The sequence below is a fragment of the Paenibacillus sp. FSL H3-0310 genome, from assembly GCF_038002785.1.
GTDB classification, from domain to species: domain Bacteria; phylum Bacillota; class Bacilli; order Paenibacillales; family Paenibacillaceae; genus Paenibacillus_AQ; species Paenibacillus_AQ odorifer.
Map to the genome: position 1 here is coordinate 252,762 of NZ_JBBODC010000002.1, position 17,449 is coordinate 270,210.

Consider the following 17,449-nt stretch of genomic DNA (forward strand, 5'->3'; position numbering starts at 1 on the left):
TAGCTTTTTTCAGTTATTCACTTTTAATCAATAAATATAAAAAGTATGGAGCTCCGATTAAAGCCACGATTACTCCTGCTGGTATTTCAGTATTGGCTACTACCATTTTACCAAGCGCATCTGCAATAACAACTAATCCGCCACCGATTAATAAACATGCGGGAATCATTATTTTATGGCCACGAAAGAGTCGTCTAACTAAATGTGGAACTACTAGTCCTACAAATCCAATGCTCCCACTGACAGCAACCGCTGGTGCCGCCAATAATACACTACACACTAAAAACCAAACACGATACTTATTTAGAGATACCCCTAAACTAATGACTACAGGATCGTTAAGCCTTAGTACATCCAATATAAGATGATTCCGAATTAATAAAGGCACAATAAGAAGTAACCAAGGCAGCATAGCATACACGTGACTCCAATTACTATTCCCTATGTTCCCTGCCAGCCACACCTTAATCATCTGATATTGCGAAGGATCTAGTACGAAGGTTAACACAATCATAAATGCACTAATCGCAGCCGCAACAGCAATACCAGTATAAATTAATCGAATGGGAATAATGCCTTGATTGCGATCATAAGAAAGCATAAATAATAGAGCAACAACGATAAATCCGCCCAATAAAGCATACAGTGGCTGAACATAAGTATGTAAGCCGGTTGAGCTATTTTGTAACAGCAAAAATAACATCATGGATAATCCAGCACCAGCATTTATCCCCAATATGCCCGGGTCTGCTAAAGCATTTCGGCTTATGGCTTGCAGCAGCATTCCTGCTATTGCCAACGCGCCACCTACTAGAAAACCCAAGATCATACGTGGAATACGGAACTGAAAAAGTACAAGCTCCTGCCTCGGTGTTCCATTTCCCAATACGGTTTGCCATAACTCTTGTAAGCTTAAGCTGCTTTGACCAGTAGATACACTATATATAAAGCCTAGCAGTAAAATGATTGCTATAATTATAAACTTCCATCTTAGCTTCACTATAGCTCCCGCCTTTCTTTACGAGCCAAATATAGAAAGAACGGAACACCAATAACCGCAATTACAGCACCTACAGGTATTTCATAAGGGGCATTTACGATTCGTGCCACTAAATCAGCAAGCACAACAAGGGTGGCTCCCAGAATTGCGGATAATGGAATAATATAACGATAATCCACACCCACTATGTAACGTACCAAATGCGGAGCAATTAAGCCCACAAAGCTTACAGATCCGGCTAAAGCACATGAAATCCCAGCTAACATGAATGCGGCTAAAAGCGAAAGATTTTTGATAAGTTTTATATTAACGCCTAACCCTTCCGCTGTCTCATCCCCTACAGAAAGTATAGTAATCGACTTTGAAATTACGATGGCAAGTAATAGCGCAAGAAGCATCCAAGGCAACATTTGCTGTAGATGAGCCATGCTAATGCCACTTAAACCTCCTCCATACCAAAAAGCCACCTGCTGAGCCACTGAAAAAAAGATACTTATTCCTTCACTTAGGGCAGTTAGCATAGCAGAGATGGCAGCACCCGCCAATACAAGCCGAATAGGCGTCATGCCTCGTTTACTTAATAAACCAACACTAAAGACTAAACCCGCTCCCAATCCCGCACCTAGAATACAGAGCCAAAGTGTACCTGTGAATGAAATCGTCGGCAGGAAAACCATAGCAATAACTAACGTGACCCCTGCCCCAGCATTTAATCCAAGAATCCCCGAATCGGCTAAAGGATTGCGACTAATCCCTTGAATAATCGCTCCACTTACTGCAAATCCAGCGCCTGTTGCCATAGCGGCAAGTACCCGGGGTAAACGAATCGACTGGATCACCTGATGAGTAGACGCCTTATCATCAAAAGCGATGATCGACATGAATACATCTGCGAAGGGTATTTTTTTCGCGCCAAGGGCCAGAGCAAGCACTAATACGCCTATTAATAGGAGGAGCATGAGGATTAGCAATAATAAAAAGGAGAACTTTTTTTCTCCTGCTAGTGAAGATTTCTGAACATTTGCGGCCAATGTTTCCAACCCTTTCCCTTCACTTTACAAAAAGAGCCAGCCAAGGGCCAGCTCAGATGCAAACGAATATGATTTCTATCTAACTTAAGTCAGAGGATGTGGTAAGCAAAAATTTGACGGCCCGACTAATCGCACCCGAGATTACGCTCACATGCTCCTCTTGCTCAAGCAATGCCCAGCTTACTTCGAAGCTTGGAAGGTGTAAGGCTATCATGCTGTTACATAAATCCAAGCTATCCTTGACCATATAATCCAGCTCTTCTCCACCGGCAATCATAAGCGTTTTAGGTAACTGACTTAGTGTATTGCTGTGTAAATCAGCTTTAAAACTCTCATACTCCTTTAAAAGTGCGTAATCATTCCACCAGATGGAAGCACTACTTGCAATATAATGTGAGAACAAGGTGGGTTGAGTAAACAACGCATGCAGAACAAATAATCCGCCAAAGGAATGGCCGAACAATGCTTGCTTCTGCTTATTGATAACGAACCGCTGGGCAATGGCTGGCATTAACTCTTTTTCAAAAAAAGCTAGCAGCTCATCTGCCCCGCCAAATTCAGGCCAAGGCTCCCCATTGGGACGTTTCGGTAAATTCGCGAGCTCAGCTGGCATGGTTAAATCATAGGTTCGACGCACGGTATCAAACGCCTCACCTCCAGGATAACCAATGCCAACAACAATCGCGGGTGGATAGCCTTTAGGCTTACGCGTCAGCAATCGGGTGATTTCAGCAGCGGTTTCAAAAAGCCCATTGCCGTCAAGAACATAAATGACGCCGTAGCCATCTTTTGCAGACTCATCCAAAGGTTTGGCAATAAAGATTTCATAGTCCTTATGATTAGCTTTACTCGTGATCAACATCGTTTCATAGTTTGGTTTTACGTACGGTTTGATAATCATGGCAGCAGGAACGCTACAATATCGTCCATCGTTTTTTGATAAGCAATTAATCCACTGGATCTCCAGTGATCGCCATCCACCTCGAACACTTTACCTGCTTGAACTGCAGGCAGCGCCTTCCATAAAGGACTAGCTTTAATGTCTGCCAGGAAAGCATCTCCCAGACCATCATTATCGTTAATAAAGATATAATCCGCGTCTAAATCAGACAACATTTCCAGCGAAATATCAGCGGACATTTCACCTTCTACAAGAGCACTTTGAGCAAAGCCTAGCTCACTCAGCACATAACCCCCGTAATGGAAGTTACCCACTAAAAAGATTGCACGGGCATTCGCATTAATATAAATTGCTTTTTTACCGGCAGAAACGCTGGCTAACTGTGCTTTAGTTGCTTCTAGCTTTGTATCGTAAGCAGCAATAGCTTCTGTTGCTTTATCCTCTAAACCTAGCAATTTCGCAATCGTTTCTGTGGCCTCCACTACATTGCCGAGTGCATTCTTAAACACGTAAGTTGGAGCAATTTGCGAGTAGTTTTCATAAACACCATTTTGTGCATAAAAAGCAGTGGGGAATATAATTAATTCCGGCTCCAAATCTACTACAGATTCTGGAGAGGGAACACCATTAGCGAAGCTGATTTCTTTTACACCACTTAACGTATCCTGTAGATACTGCTGCGGTCTTTCACCCGTGGACCATTGGGCTACTGGGGTTACACCAAGGGTAACTAAGTAATCCTCTAGACCAGGGGCATACACCTTTTGTACAGTCCCCGGAATGTTTACTGTATTGCCTACTTGGTCAGTTACTACAAACGCTTCTCTAGCCGCTACTTCCGGTTCTTGTACAGCGGGTTCCTCCGTTGCAGTTGCACTCGCTTCACTGGTTGTTACTGGAGTATCTGTTGCTTGCTGATCAGCTGTATTATTGCCGCCGCAAGCTGTCAGTAGAATGGATAATAAACCAACCATTACAACATAACTTATTGTTTTTGTATTAAACCCCTTCATGATAGACCTTCCCTCTTTCCTATATTCTCAATAATAATCATTCTCAGTATTGAGTGTATAAGAGATAGGACGCATTGACCATGTAACATCTTATGATTAGACATGTACATTTTCAAGGTATCATCATTACTGCAACTTCCTCTAGCATCCGCTTTAAAGCTACAGGCGAATATTCAAACCAAGGATCGGAGTGAATAACATAGATTTGTTGCTGCTTAATAGCCTCTAACTGTCTGAACCCAACCTCTCTCTGCAAATGATGCCATGTTGCTCGTGACTCATCATCGGGGCAGATAATCGTAAACAGCTTATCTACCTTCAATTTACCTAATTCATCAAAAGTAATCTCAGTATTATATAGACCGGGCTGCTCATAACTAGATTCCGCTCCCAAATCCTGAAATAAAAGATGCTGAATGCCTGTATTACAATAAGCAAAGATTTGCTGCTGATAGATACGTATAACTAGAACTTTAGGTGGTGTAGAGGTCCAGTCTAACCTGCGCCGAACGTCTTCCAATCTTGCCCTATACTGTGTGATCCACTGTTTCGCTTCTTCTTGTTTATTTAGTCGGGCAGCAAGTTCAGTTAAGGCTACTAAACAATCTTGCTTATCATCCAGCCAATAGATTGGAAAATGATCCTCTATCCGTTTTACCAGCTCTGACGACAAATCTTTGGGAGAAATAAGAAGATCAATTGGCAAATGCAATAGCTCATTGGGGCTGCAGTAATTTTTGTTTTGCGTCAAGGTTACCTTATGCTCGATTTCTTGCGCCCACAAATTATAGTAGTACGGTGTCCACTTTGCACTTAAAGGTGCAGCAAACGGGATGATCCCTGCCGCGTGTAGATACCCCATCATATTCCCAGTTACAACACCGATATGAGATTTTTGCTGGCTGGAATACATCGTTGGCGAGATCCCTTCAACCTTTTTGAACACTCGGCTAAAATAAAACTCATCACTATATCCAACCGCCTCTGCTATAAACTTTAAGCGAACATCTTCCTTTTGCAATAATTGTTTAGCCTTTTGAATCCGCAGCTGGGTAACAAACTCCATTGGACTTTGTATATATTCCTGTTTAAACGCCGAGGAAAAATAACTGGAACTAAGTCCAGAAAGATTAGCTAAATGTGCTAAAGACAAGTGCTTCGTGAAATTCTCTTCTATATATTTTCTAACCTCGCTTAAATCCGTCTTTTGCGATTGTTTTTGCATGCTGTCACCTCTTTACTGCTTATATAAATACACTTAACTCTTTATTCATTCATTAATTGATAATCATTATCAATTATACTTTTGTTTTTGGGGGGTGGCAATGGTTGGGGAACGTTCTATAAAAGTGTGCTCAAAAAAGAAGACGCTCAGGGGACTAATCCCCTCGCGTCTTCTGTGTGTAACTATAGGCTGCTGCTGCCCAGAGTAAGTCTTTTATTTTGAATCTACAGCCGGAGCCGGAGCCGGAGCTGCAACTGCTGCGCCATTCTTTTGCGAGTTCTCCTTCACTTGACCTTGCTCTAAAGGCTGAACAGGAGCACCAATGTTAAAGCTATCAATGATTTTCCCTAGTGTAGCTTGGTCAAAGTCTACTTGGGAATACAACTCTACTGTATAGCCATCCTCTTCCCAAATCACAATTCCATTTGCATAATAAACCTTAGTCCCGTTAATTACTTCTGTCTTCACTTCTTCCGTAGTGCTGATCCCATTGTCCCCGCCCTTGGAGATTAGAAAATTCACAGCATTCTCACCGGAATTATACTGCACTTCAACCATGCTGGTCCCCTGAAGAACACAATTCACAAACTCATAGTCTCCCATCCAATCGGGTGCCGGGAAGTTCATGCCAAGTGCTGCACGTGCTTCATCTAGACTCAACTTAGCTGCAACCGGCAATTCAATGACCGCATTCTCCCCACCTTGGGCATCTTCAGATGGAGTCATTGACTGTGTTGCCGATGGGATTTCCTTATCGTATTGTGTGATTTCGAGATTTCCCACTTCAAACTTTGCCATGATCGACTGGAACATATCCTGTGCATAGGAGGTTGCAGAGAATGCTCCACCCAGACAAATTACTGCACTGCCAATCACTATTGCATTTCTCCAGCTGTTTTTTTTCATCGTTATCCCGTCCTTTATCTCTGATTGGGGGTTAAGTGCCCCATGGTCCAATTTGTATATCAAGCGGTTATAGATTCTTTCTTTGGCGGTAGTGCTGCCCTGTTCGGCATTCTCAAGCAGTTCTATGGTTTTGCTGAATTTGGTGAGATCATCTTTCTTATTCATTTTTGAACCCTCCTGCCTTTAAGGAAATATGCAGTTTTTTCAAGCTTCTATATACTACGACACCGATATTGGACTCACTAACTCCCATGATCTGTGCAATTTCGGAATTTTTCAGCCCAGCCCCATATTTCATTGCAATGATATTTCGTTCCTTCTCACGCAGCTTGGAGAGCGCCTTGAACAGTGCTTGATTATTATCCTCACGGATCGCCAGCTCCTCAGGAGACGGCTTGGGAAATATAAGCTCCAGCAACGAATCCAGTGAGGTATAGCTTCTCTTCTTCTGCGCCCGAAAGTAATCCGTCACAGCATTTCTTACAATGGCAAACAGCCACACCTCAAAATTCGATTTTTCTTGTGAAAAACTATAATACTTACACATCACGGTCTCAAAAACCTGACTGCATATGTCCTCTGCCGCATGGTGGTTATTAATTCGATAACAGATATATTTGTAAACACGTTGGTAGTACGTATCATACATCCGGGTAAATTCCTCTTTGGACATGATAGCTTCACGTGATCTTTCGTTATTCATGTAACGCTCCACTTTACCCTGGATAACCTCCATCTCCACCCTCCTTCCACCTCACCTTCATCGAAAAGCTAAACAAATTGCGCAATTTGTTGTGAAGAAACTTACATATGTTAATACGGAGAAACGCCTAAACCATTAACAAATCTTTTGATATAATCGTGGGATGGCAAGAAACCATCATACAACTTATAGTTCACCAAATGGAGACTGGGGACCTTTTTCAACGTTGGTTCATGAGATTAACAATCACAACACAAAAAACGCAACCCCGAAAGGCTGCGTTAATGTTAACCCCTAACTTCCTGTTCTCCCTAATCTAATTAGTTATTTTTGCAGGTGCAAGCTTTAGTAATTCCACGGTTAGCCGCTGCTCCGCTTCCTCATCAATACGATACCCATCAGCTTCTAAGCGTTCAATTTGCCGATCCAAGAAATAAACCGTATTTAAAATCTCAGTAGCACCCAGTACAGATAAGACGGGTTTTAATGCATATTCAATCGCTAGAAGATGGCCTAACGAACCCCCAATAGCAATAGGTACAATTCGCTTACCAACCAGCGCTTTTTGCGGAAGGAGATCTAAATAGGTCTTCAAGATTCCCGTATAGGAGGCTTTATAGATAGGCGTTAATACGGCGACAATATCCGCTTCTTCCACTAGCGCATTGGCCCGCAGAATCGCCTCACTGGCGAAATTGGCCGTAAGCAAATCGTCCGCTGGTAACTCATGTACATAGATCGAATGATGCCAAATCCCCTCTTGCGTTAGAAATCTTTCAACCTGCTGATGAATAGCTGTTAATCGAGATTTTCTAGTATTTCCTCCATTAATAATGACTGCTTTGCTCATTACACATTCCCTCCTGTGCTCGCACCGGTTAGTGCTTTTTCAAGTGTTGTTACAACAGGTACAGATAGCCCTAAATTTCCTCGAAGCGTATAACTCTCATATTCAGTACGGAATAAGCCTCTACGCTGTAATTCAGGAATCACTAATTCAACAATATCGTTAAAGCCCTCCGGGAAATGGGGAGGCATCACATTAAATCCATCTGCACCATCGTTTAAGAACCATTCTTCTAATTGATCTACGATTTGTTCAGGGGTTCCAACGATTTCCCGGTGTCCGCGTGCTCCAGCGATACGCTCATAGATTGCACGAATAGATTGCAGATTCTCACGTTTGGCGATATCACGAATAATGTTGTAGCGGATCCGCGGATTGGTGTCATCTTCAATTGAACTGAATTCCGGAAGTGGTTCTTCGACATCATACCCTGACAGATCAATGTTAGTGAAAGACGACAAATACGATAATCCTACTTCAGATAAAATATAGCTGTTTAATTGCTGCTGCTTCAACAAAGCTTCTTCCTCTGTTTTTGCTACAGTAATAAATACACCCGGCATGATCTTCAAGTCCTCCGGTTTACGTCCATATTTAGCCAACCGCCCTTTCACATCACGATAAAAGGTTTGCGCTTCTTCAAGCGTCTGCCATGCTGTAAAAATAACCTCTGCGGTCTTCGCGGCTAACTCTTTTCCAGATTCCGATGATCCGGCTTGAACAATCACGGGATGCCCTTGTGGTGTGGTTGATGAATCCAGTGAACCCTGTACCTTAAACCAAGCTCCCTGATGATCAACAGGATGTACCTTTTCTACATCTAAATACCGACCTTGCTCCTTGTCGATGACCAGCGCCTCAGACTCAATAGACAACCAGAGTTGTTTGACAACCTCCACAAATTCCTCAGCACGTTCATAGCGGGACGCATGCTGCAAATGTTTATCCTTACCAAACAGGAGAGCTTCACCCTCATTGGCTGATGTTACTACATTCCAGGCGGCACGCCCCTTGGACAAATGATCAATCGCTGCGAATTTACGCGCTACATGGTATGGATCGTTATAGGTAGTAGTCAACGTGGCCGTTAGCCCGATATTCTTAGTCACTGCTGCAAGTGCGGAGATAATAATAACGGGATCTAGCTTTAATGATGATTGTGCATTTCCGGACAGCTTTTGACCTAATACATCTGCAAAAAATATCATATCGAACTTGCCACGCTCAGCCGTTTGTGCAATCTCCGTTAAATACTCCAAATCAAATGCCCGACTTGCCCCTGAAGAAGGATGACGCCAGCTTGCTACATGATGACCGGGTAGATTAATGAATGCCCCTAATTTCATTTGTTTTTTTGTCATGTTAACCACTCCTATTGTTTGATTTTCTATTAAGGAAATCCGTACACAAAGGCGGATGCTCACGCTCCTACAGTTCCAAACTTCCCCTCTGCCACTCTCCCTTTTTAGATTGTTGTAGAGTCAACTTATATAAAAAATTATTTAGCAAATGGATTAAATTCGTTCGTATATAACTCTTCCGGTTTCACTTGGCCTTCTTTTAGCTCCCCATTTGCCACAAGCCAATCAATCCAGACATCGTATTCCGAGGGTGTAATCACGCCGCCTTTTTCAGAGATACCCGTACTCTTCCAAAACTTAAGATTATCTATGGTTTCCTTTCGTTCACGCTTATTAATAATTTCCTCGAATCGTTTAATTACTTCCTCCCTAGGTGTCGTTCGGGCCCATTCAATGGCTTTTGCAACTCCATCTACAAATTGCCTGACGGTATTCGGATTCTCCTTGATATACTGATCTGTAAAGAAATAATCACCCGCAGTAAACTCTGTGCCAAACACATCAATATCCTTAAAAATTTCTGCGACCCCACCTGTTGTTAAAGCCCGATCCCGGGCAATCCCGCTTAACATAACCACATCGATCTGATGATTTCGCAGAATCTGTTCTGCACTAGAACTTGGAACTGTCACTAAGGTTACTTGTTCAATTTCCTTTTCGGTCAAGTTGCCTTGGCGTAAATAATCTTTAATGACGAATTCCGAATGGGCACCGAGAATATTCACCCCTACTTTTTTACCAATAAAATCTTTAGCCGACTTTATAGCTCCCCCCTCGAGGGCATATGCACCTACATACGTATTTTTATCACTGCCGTAGGAGCCAATGACGGACTTTATTTTTACATTCTTGGCGTAGGATTTAATAATGGCTCCATTGAATGCTGCACCAAAGTCAATTTGTTTCGTCGCGGTTAATTGAATACTTTCCGGACCACCCACGCTGTCACCTATAGACTCTAACTTCAAATCTCCTAGGTAACCTAAATCGGCGGCCAGCTCTGGGAAAGACACACTTCCAGGTGCAGACTGATATTGCAGGATCTGATCTTCTCCACTTTTGGCGGAGGACTTCCCCTCTGAGCAGCCAGATAAAATACCACTAACCAAGCCTACAAGTATAAGCATTGCTACTGTTTTGTTCATCTCACTTCTCCTTTTCCAAATGAATTCTATTTTTCTGAGCTACAGTTCCAAACTTCCCTCCGCCACTCTTCCTTTTTAGATTGTTTTAAGTACAATTAATTCAATTTGTTTAGTTGGTATTATTCATAAAAAATATCACTTCATAATCCCCATTCTATTCATTCACCGGTTGCTTCCATTTAGAAAATTTACGCTCGAGCATGGTCAAGCCTTGGTTGATTAGCAAACCCAACAAAGCAATGGTTAATATACCGGCGTACATTTGAGGGATCTGAAAGTTATATTGAGAATAAGTGATTAAATAGCCTAAGCCTTCTTTTGCCCCTACCATCTCTGCAGCAATCAATACTAATATCGCCCCTGTTCCTGCCATTCGAATCCCTGTAAAAATAGTTGGCACGGATGCCGGCAAAATCACCTTCAGAAATAATTTGAACGACTTAATATTCATGGATTTAGCCGCTTTAATAAGTAAGGGATCGACGTTACCTACAGCAGCAATCGTGTTTAGAAGAATAGGCCATGTGCAAGCAAATAGGACGATTGTAATCTTAGAGGTTTCACCAATCCCTAACAGCAGCATAAATACCGGAAGTAAAGCGAGCGCAGCCGTATTTCGGAACAATTCCAACACTGGATTTAACAGCTCTCGGGCCAATGGATACCAGCCAATCAGTAATCCTAACGGGATCGCAATCAATAAAGCTAATGCAAATCCACTGAACGAACGAATGATACTTGCTAAGAAATGAGTGAAAAGCTCACCTGAGACAATCAAATTCCACAAAGCAGTGATTACCTCAGAAATAGGCGGGAAAAATGCTGCATCAACTAAGCCCGTCCGTGGTGCGACTTCCCATAGTAAGAACAATAAGACTAAGACAATGGACTGTTTGAACACCTTAAGCACGCCGGAAAAAGAAATAGGATTTCGTTTCTTAAGCTGTAATGTTGAATGAACAGACTTAACGGATTCGATGGGAATCCCCCCTTTATCGATTAAATATATGCACCTTTGTATTCAGGTTCATGCAAATAACCCCATACCTCATGTCGAGCCTTCACAAAATCAGGATGTGAGCGAATATCCGCATCTTCCAATCGTGATTGAAGCGGAATATCTACAATCTTCCTCACCGTCCCGGGCCCTGGTGTCAGGACGACTACCCGCTCCCCAAGATAAACGGCCTCATCAATGCCATGCGTAATAAATATGATGGTTTTTTGGGTCTTCTGCCAAATCCGTAAAAGCTCACTTTGCAGGGATTCACGTGTTTGGGCGTCCAGTGCGGCAAAAGGCTCATCCATTAACAAGACGTCCGGGTTAAAGGCAAGACTTCTGGCAATGGCTACACGCTGCTTCATCCCTCCGGAAAGCTCATGTGGATAACGGTCTCCGAAATCACTAAGCCCAACTAACGAAAGAAAATGTCCAACCTGTTCGCTACGTTCATGCTTCGGGATCCCCTTTGCTTCCAACCCAAATTCAATATTGCCACGCGCGGTCTTCCACGGAAATAAAGCATACTGCTGAAACACAATACCTCGATCAAGCCCTGGACCTGTTATTGTGTGACCATCTATTAAAATGCGACCCTGTGTGGGGGATGATAAACCACTAATCAAATCAAGCAAAGTTGACTTACCGCACCCGCTTGGCCCCACTATCGTTATGAATTCACCTTTTCTTACGGAAAAGTCCAACTCTTTTACCGCTGTGAATTGCTGCGTCCCCTCCTTTTGCTTAGAATCTCGGACACTGAACGTTTTGGTGACACTCTCAAATCTAATTTTTTCAGCAGCAGCCATTGACTTCACCTCTGTTAGTTATTATTACGGCAAAGTGACCGTTCGCCAAAAAGGCTCAGATGACAACGACTAGCGTTTGTCCCCTGAGCCTCTGGTTGAACCAGTCAGCATATTCCGTTTCGTACTCACAATCACTAAAATTTAAACATCAATAATTTGTATTAATCTGATGGGATTACTATATTTTAATCCGCTGGGGTTGTCAACAATAAATTCATAATTATGGAATTCATTAGACAAACCTTACTTCATGTTCACTAACCTTAAATATTCCGAACTTCAACAACCTTCCCCAAGTCCACATACTGCTCATGATCCAACTTCACCTTCACTCTGCCCCTTCGGCGTTTCTCACGCCATTCACGAAGATCTCCCTCCGTTTCTAAGCGAAGCTCCGCGATTTCCAAGGCACGATCCAGAATATATTTACTCGTATAGAGCACCGTTTGTATTCTTTGACCACCTAGCATGATAGGAGACGTAATTGCTTTCCATTCCTCAACCGTAAATCGTACATACAGATCTTCTTCAGTACCCGGGCGACAAGGAACCTCTTTAATCTCATTACGCCGCAGCACCTTCCAATCCGCTACTTTCCCTACCCAGTGAATCCCCGTTTTTGCAGGATCAATGAACTTTTTACGGGATTGGCACATCGCTACGTATTCAATTTGCGTTAGGATCTTCTGGTTTGCAAGATTCCTTAACGGCATATGATAAAAAGCTTTCCGCAGCGCCACCTCCACTTGTTCGGGTCCCCGGACAGAACCAACAAGCACATTTTTGCCCGCGAGTTGGTTGGTATAGTATTCTTTCGTGCCGCGTGGACGGGTGGAACGCTCGTAAGCTTTTTCCGGACTATCCTGAATAATCTCATCCAAGAATCGCTCCACTAGGCTTGTAGAATTCGGTAGGAATGGCAAAGCGCCAATATTCAATAGCTCGATGCTTTTGTAGAATCGGTGGGTCTTATACCGCTCCTCATCCGGGTAGGGGAATAACACATAGGCGCCAAACATGCTTCGCTCATATTCTCCCGATCCCTTCTCCTGATACACAATGGCATCCCGATAACGGTGCATGGTGTTGATGTCATCCTCTTCAGGACCAGGCTGCCTATAAGTGCGGTGATAGGAAGTCCCTTCATAAGCCGGATTTAACCGATATTTCGCATCAAAAACATACTTATACTCTTTGATTTTGCCAGCATCCTTCTTCTTCAGTGTCAGCACATTATCCGGACGCTGATTGAGCGTCGGTGCCTTATCCGAGCTAGGAATCGCATTATAATACAGGATGAACTGCTCTCCGTTAACTGGATTCTCGTACACCATCTTAGCGCTCTGCGAGCGGTCAAGGGTAACAAAAATACCATTTCGATTCACCTTAATAATATCCTGCTTCACCAGTTTATACTTCTGACCCAGAAGCTGATTCAACTTGAGGAAGCACCAGTATTCATAGAGCTGCGCGACATCCTTCATAGACAGGCGCAGCAGATCACCTTGGATCGACAAGCCTTTGAGCAGCATGAGATAACAGCGATAGACCTCGCGGTATCCAGGGGCCATCTGCAGCACCAGTGTAACGGACATCTGCCTCAGTACTCCAGCCTCACGCAAAAAATCCATCTTGAGCACCCGCTCTAGTTGAGTGAGCATGTTGTCTAACCTTTTTATAAGTAATGGATCTGGGGTTCGGTTTTTAATCTTCCAGCGACCCTTGAGCTCTTTCAGCTTTCCATGAATGCTTTCCAGCATCCAGCGGATGAACCGGTTTTCATTAGTATCATAGGCGAGGCGTCTTCGTGTCTCCATTAAATGTGTGGCTGTGTAATTTCGGCTGCCGATGGTCAAGAATCCATGGTTCATGTCTTCTCTTAATCGTTCGGGATGCTTCGCGAGCTCGCGGATGTTCTCTCTTCCTGCCTTTTTGACCCGATTGGCATCCACTAGTCGGCAGTCCTGAAGCAGAGCGTAATTGGGATTCTTGTTAATCCGCTCAACGGCATCCAAGAGCTGTCTAAACACATGCTGAAGTATGGTGAAAAACTCCGTCAGGCTCTGATGCTGCGTCTCCCGCAAGCCTGTTAGTTGGTAGGTTTTGCGCAAAAAATCAAAAGCCAAGTTATAAATATGCTCATTCACTTCATTTAAAATATTCTGGTAATCCAGCTTGTAATCCATTTTAGAGGGGAAGATCTCCATCTCTACCCGCAGCAAAGCCTGTCCCGAACTGCGGATCTCCCATTCCGTCAAACCGACCTCATTCCCAAAGTTCAGCACACCCGCAAGAATAGACTCACCTAGGGGCTTAATTGCCTGCCGAAGCAGCACATTTTCATGATAAAAAGAGAGGTTAGCAGCGGTCTTCCTCTGGATCACCAGCTCATACGACTGTGTCTCATAAAAACAAGGAAAAACAGACTCCCCCGGCTGCCAGTCCACCATTCCGTGAGCTTCAGGAGAAAACACTTTAATCTGAACATTACCAAGCCGTTCGGAGCATATAATCCCAAACTGAGCATTTACCCACTCCTGACTAGAAGAACGATGAAGCTGCAAGGTCTCCACAGTAGGATGATATGGCCTTCCTTGCAGAAAAAGCGTAAAAAGCTCCGTTTCTACACGGAGCAATTCTACCGCCTGATTAAGAGAGCCAGTATGAGGTGAATCCATCTTCCTCCAGCCTCCTAAGCATAAAAGCCAATTTACGCGCACTTTGTGGATGTTTGGCTGTAGGGGGAGTTTGTCCAGCAGCCCATCTCAGGTAGAGTGGAGAAGCATCATTGTCCATAAGATCTTCAATATTTACCGTCACACCAGATCCTGTACCAAGAGCCCCTTTCATCAAGTTCAACAATACCCGGCGAACCGAAGAATGGCTCCCTTGAATGCGCGGCAGTATCTTTTGCAGCAGTTGCCAGTCAAAAGCTTCTTCCTCACTCATCAGCTTGTACCGTTCGTTATAGATCATATAGAAGCAAATCGCATCGCGTACCCGGAAACCTACATGAGCATGGACATCCTCAAGCAAAGCATTGATCTTAACCAATCTCTCTGTCGTCCGGACAACTAGCTCTTTGTTGGCATCATAGGCATCCACTAGCTGCAAATAATCGGAGCGCAGAAAAAGATGGTTCAGTTCGGCAAGATCAGCGGGATCTTCCGTCTCTTCCTGCTCACTCATGTCCGGATACTGCTGCAGATTGATGTAATTGAACTCCAGTGTGTTAGCTCGGTCCAGTACCTTTTTGCTAAAAGGATGTGTCGTTTCGTCCATGTTCACAGTCCCGATCAAGAACACATTCTCCGGGACACCTAGGCTGCCAAACTTCACTTGATCCTCAGACGTATCCAGCATGGTAGAAGATATGAGATCCTGAGTCTGGATCTTCCCCTCCCGCCAGTCCTGCGTTTCCAGCACACTTAACAGGTCACTGAAGTAATGCTCTACCCGCGCCAGATTCATCTCATCCATACAGATAAAATATGGCTTATGTCCATTCTCCGGCTTCCGCGCCTCTACTAATACTTCCGTAAGCGGACCCGGTTTGAACCTGCCCGAAAGATCCTTGTACCCCAGCAGATCCGCAGGATCACTCCAATCCGGCCGCACTGGGATCAAGGTAAACTGTCCGTTATTCCCCGTTGCACCAAGAGCTTCTGCAAACAGCTTCACCAACCGAGTCTTCCCTGTTCCGGATATGCCTGCCAGAATGACAAAAGGCTTAGTCTTTAGCGAGAGGTAAAAATTCTCGATAAGGTGCTCAGGGAAGAAGAAACCTTTGCGACGGATGTGGGATTGGATTTGGTGGAGGATACCTGTTACTTGTTCATCCTGTAAGGGCTCCGCTTCTTGTGTCACTACTTCCACTTCCTCATTATCAGCTACATTACCTGTAGAAGTCACAGTGTCCATATATAGACGGTAATCTTCCATCACATTCTCGAGATCTTGGATTAGTTGCTCGTCATTCGGAACGGCTCCTCTTTCATACTTGATGTAAGCCACAGTAGACACCTGATAATCTTGACCTAGACCGCTATCTACTAGGTGAATATTATCATCCTTATTCATATGTGCAAGAGAAAGGAGCTCTCGAATCTCTTGTGTTCGGTTTCGAAGATAAGCATAGCCTTCTCTGCGCCCTTTATCTTGGATAGGCGCCGTCACTCCTTGATTAAAAGTAAGATAGACAGCACTCATATCCTCAGCAAACAGATACACAACATACTCCCCACGCTGAGTCGTTTCCGTGATCCGCTTATCCAGTATTGCAAGCCAAGGAACTGTTGCCCAATTCCCTTGACCAACAGAACCTTGAATTTTATATTGATCATCTAAGAATGGTAACGCTTTGAGCTCAGAAGGAAGCGTCTGACGAAATAACGTACCTAGTGCATGACTTGCAAAGGTTTCTTTTTTGGCAGAAGTGTACTCCGCCATGATCTTCTCCAGATAACCTTGCAAAGAGAAATGCTGCAAAGCGGTATTATAAGACTGGAGTTCGTCATTAGCTATTCTCTCTAATTGCAATAGCTCCTCTTCCCCTAGCTGTCTTTGAATTTGGCTATGAAAACCTATGGTGTTATCCTCCGAGTTCACAAACAAAATATGCGAGAGCGCATTAACTGGACTGTTAATAATATCTTTAAGCTGACTTTTAGGTGCATCCTTCCATAGCTCCCGTCCTGGAGGCTGATCCACCCGGTTTCCTCTTTGCTGTTCAGCTATAAAGTAATCAAGAAACCGATCCTTAACATGATCGAACGAAACACGCTCCAGATTGGTTGCTCTCAGCTCTTCGATTAAGGATAGAATGAGGACCATTTTGTATGATTTTTGCTTACGCTTGAAAATCTGCGTGATTGACTCCGGTAATGGCATGTTGACCTCCAAGACTAGTTAACGATTTCTAGTAGTCATATTTTTTTACATGAAGTTTACGAATCTTTGAGTCTGTAATATTTGCTTGGCTCAGTTGGTCATAGATCGATTCAACCTGTAATTGAGGCCTTAATATAGCCATAGTTTTGCTTTAGTGGATTATACATCTTGTAACGGTTACCTACTAACCATTGTTGATCCGTCCGCTTACCTTTAATTTCTCCATTGTAGTTTTTCGTCTTTCAATGACAAATAAGCAATACGGAGTCATCTGGATTTACAATATATTTGGTAATTCGACAATATGGGAATGTATTCCTTCCAATCATTCATATAAGAAAAAGGACTGTCGCATGGACAGCCCCAACATATAGTTAACGTATACCTTGTAATTCCGTCTTAATCCGAGAGAACAGAAGGAGCAAATGCATTAGCAAGCTGCATGCCATCCTTAAGCCCCTGTAGATATAAAAGTTCATAAACAACAGATTGCTTTAAAGAAACTTTATCCTCCCAATTTTCAAACTCTGGCTTACGTGCAATATCCATGGAGACAAATAACGCTTGGAAGGCCTTGCTCTTCTTCAAAAGAATGTCTATATAGAAAAACATTCAAAT

The 17,449-nt window shown here is 43.4% G+C and carries 16 protein-coding genes; all 16 read right to left on the reverse strand.

Going from position 1 to position 17,449, the window contains the following annotated elements; all coding sequences use genetic code 11:
• Positions 1-13: 13 nt before the first annotated feature.
• Positions 14-1,000, reverse strand: a complete 987-nt coding sequence (locus MHH63_RS20595; RefSeq protein WP_162164281.1) for a FecCD family ABC transporter permease — start codon at positions 998-1,000, stop codon at positions 14-16.
• Positions 1,000-2,040 (reverse strand): FecCD family ABC transporter permease, encoded by a 1,041-nt coding sequence (locus tag MHH63_RS20600; RefSeq protein ID WP_341172057.1) that lies wholly within the window; start codon positions 2,038-2,040, stop codon positions 1,000-1,002. Before MHH63_RS20600 ends, MHH63_RS20595 begins: the two co-directional genes overlap by 1 nt.
• A gap of 70 nt (positions 2,041-2,110) precedes the next feature.
• Positions 2,111-2,932: an alpha/beta hydrolase gene (locus MHH63_RS20605; protein ID WP_341172058.1), complete on the reverse strand. Its 822-nt coding sequence runs from the start codon at positions 2,930-2,932 to the stop codon at positions 2,111-2,113.
• A complete protein-coding gene (locus MHH63_RS20610; RefSeq protein WP_341172059.1) occupies positions 2,929-3,945 on the reverse strand; it encodes an ABC transporter substrate-binding protein in 1,017 nt (338 codons plus the stop codon). The genes MHH63_RS20605 and MHH63_RS20610 overlap by 4 nt, the downstream gene beginning before the upstream one ends.
• Positions 3,946-4,057: 112 nt before the next feature.
• Entirely contained in the window at positions 4,058-5,170 is a 1,113-nt protein-coding gene (locus MHH63_RS20615; RefSeq protein ID WP_341172060.1) for a helix-turn-helix domain-containing protein, read from the reverse strand.
• A gap of 213 nt (positions 5,171-5,383) precedes the next feature.
• Complete coding sequence (locus MHH63_RS20620; protein ID WP_341172061.1) at positions 5,384-6,241, reverse strand: hypothetical protein; 858 nt, start codon at positions 6,239-6,241, stop codon at positions 5,384-5,386.
• Complete coding sequence (locus MHH63_RS20625; RefSeq protein ID WP_081387731.1) at positions 6,234-6,812, reverse strand: sigma-70 family RNA polymerase sigma factor; 579 nt, start codon at positions 6,810-6,812, stop codon at positions 6,234-6,236. Before MHH63_RS20625 ends, MHH63_RS20620 begins: the two co-directional genes overlap by 8 nt.
• A 283-nt stretch (positions 6,813-7,095) precedes the next feature.
• Entirely contained in the window at positions 7,096-7,629 is a 534-nt protein-coding gene (ssuE, locus tag MHH63_RS20630) for an NADPH-dependent FMN reductase (protein ID WP_076185145.1), read from the reverse strand.
• Positions 7,629-8,987 carry an LLM class flavin-dependent oxidoreductase gene (locus MHH63_RS20635; RefSeq protein ID WP_341172062.1) on the reverse strand — a complete coding sequence of 453 codons (1,359 nt, stop codon included), beginning with the start codon at positions 8,985-8,987 and terminating at the stop codon, positions 7,629-7,631. Before MHH63_RS20635 ends, ssuE begins: the two co-directional genes overlap by 1 nt.
• 137 nt (positions 8,988-9,124) lie before the next feature.
• Positions 9,125-10,132, reverse strand: coding sequence for an ABC transporter substrate-binding protein (locus MHH63_RS20640; protein ID WP_341172063.1), 1,008 nt, complete (start codon positions 10,130-10,132; stop codon positions 9,125-9,127).
• A 154-nt stretch (positions 10,133-10,286) separates the two neighbouring features.
• On the reverse strand, positions 10,287-11,057 hold the full coding sequence (locus MHH63_RS20645) for an ABC transporter permease (protein ID WP_248549469.1): 771 nt from the start codon (positions 11,055-11,057) through the stop codon (positions 10,287-10,289).
• 74 nt (positions 11,058-11,131) lie between these two features.
• Positions 11,132-11,941 carry an ABC transporter ATP-binding protein gene (locus MHH63_RS20650; protein WP_248549468.1) on the reverse strand — a complete coding sequence of 270 codons (810 nt, stop codon included), beginning with the start codon at positions 11,939-11,941 and terminating at the stop codon, positions 11,132-11,134.
• 263 nt (positions 11,942-12,204) lie between these two features.
• The gene (locus MHH63_RS20655; protein WP_341172064.1) at positions 12,205-14,619 is read right to left on the reverse strand and encodes a restriction endonuclease-like protein; all 2,415 of its coding nucleotides are present in this window, start codon (positions 14,617-14,619) and stop codon (positions 12,205-12,207) included.
• Complete coding sequence (locus tag MHH63_RS20660; RefSeq protein ID WP_341172065.1) at positions 14,591-16,831, reverse strand: MrcB family domain-containing protein; 2,241 nt, start codon at positions 16,829-16,831, stop codon at positions 14,591-14,593. Before MHH63_RS20660 ends, MHH63_RS20655 begins: the two co-directional genes overlap by 29 nt.
• A 110-nt stretch (positions 16,832-16,941) precedes the next feature.
• Positions 16,942-17,049: an NERD domain-containing protein gene (locus MHH63_RS20665; protein WP_081382388.1), complete on the reverse strand. Its 108-nt coding sequence runs from the start codon at positions 17,047-17,049 to the stop codon at positions 16,942-16,944.
• A 181-nt stretch (positions 17,050-17,230) separates the two neighbouring features.
• Entirely contained in the window at positions 17,231-17,380 is a 150-nt protein-coding gene (locus tag MHH63_RS20670) for a hypothetical protein (protein ID WP_176462595.1), read from the reverse strand.
• Between the last annotated feature and the right edge of the window lie 69 nt (positions 17,381-17,449).

Coding starts and splice junctions, on each gene's coding strand:
- MHH63_RS20605 (WP_341172058.1), bottom strand. CDS start 2,932: ATGATTATCAAACCGTACGTAAAACCAAACTATGAAACGATGTTGATC.
- MHH63_RS20610 (WP_341172059.1), bottom strand. CDS start 3,945: ATGAAGGGGTTTAATACAAAAACAATAAGTTATGTTGTAATGGTTGGT.
- MHH63_RS20615 (WP_341172060.1), bottom strand. CDS start 5,170: ATGCAAAAACAATCGCAAAAGACGGATTTAAGCGAGGTTAGAAAATAT.
- MHH63_RS20620 (WP_341172061.1), bottom strand. CDS start 6,241: ATGAATAAGAAAGATGATCTCACCAAATTCAGCAAAACCATAGAACTG.
- MHH63_RS20625 (WP_081387731.1), bottom strand. CDS start 6,812: ATGGAGGTTATCCAGGGTAAAGTGGAGCGTTACATGAATAACGAAAGA.
- ssuE (WP_076185145.1), bottom strand. CDS start 7,629: ATGAGCAAAGCAGTCATTATTAATGGAGGAAATACTAGAAAATCTCGA.
- MHH63_RS20635 (WP_341172062.1), bottom strand. CDS start 8,987: ATGACAAAAAAACAAATGAAATTAGGGGCATTCATTAATCTACCCGGT.
- MHH63_RS20640 (WP_341172063.1), bottom strand. CDS start 10,132: ATGAACAAAACAGTAGCAATGCTTATACTTGTAGGCTTGGTTAGTGGT.
- MHH63_RS20650 (WP_248549468.1), bottom strand. CDS start 11,941: ATGGCTGCTGCTGAAAAAATTAGATTTGAGAGTGTCACCAAAACGTTC.
- MHH63_RS20655 (WP_341172064.1), bottom strand. CDS start 14,619: ATGGATTCACCTCATACTGGCTCTCTTAATCAGGCGGTAGAATTGCTC.
- MHH63_RS20660 (WP_341172065.1), bottom strand. CDS start 16,831: ATGCCATTACCGGAGTCAATCACGCAGATTTTCAAGCGTAAGCAAAAA.
- MHH63_RS20670 (WP_176462595.1), bottom strand. CDS start 17,380: ATGGATATTGCACGTAAGCCAGAGTTTGAAAATTGGGAGGATAAAGTT.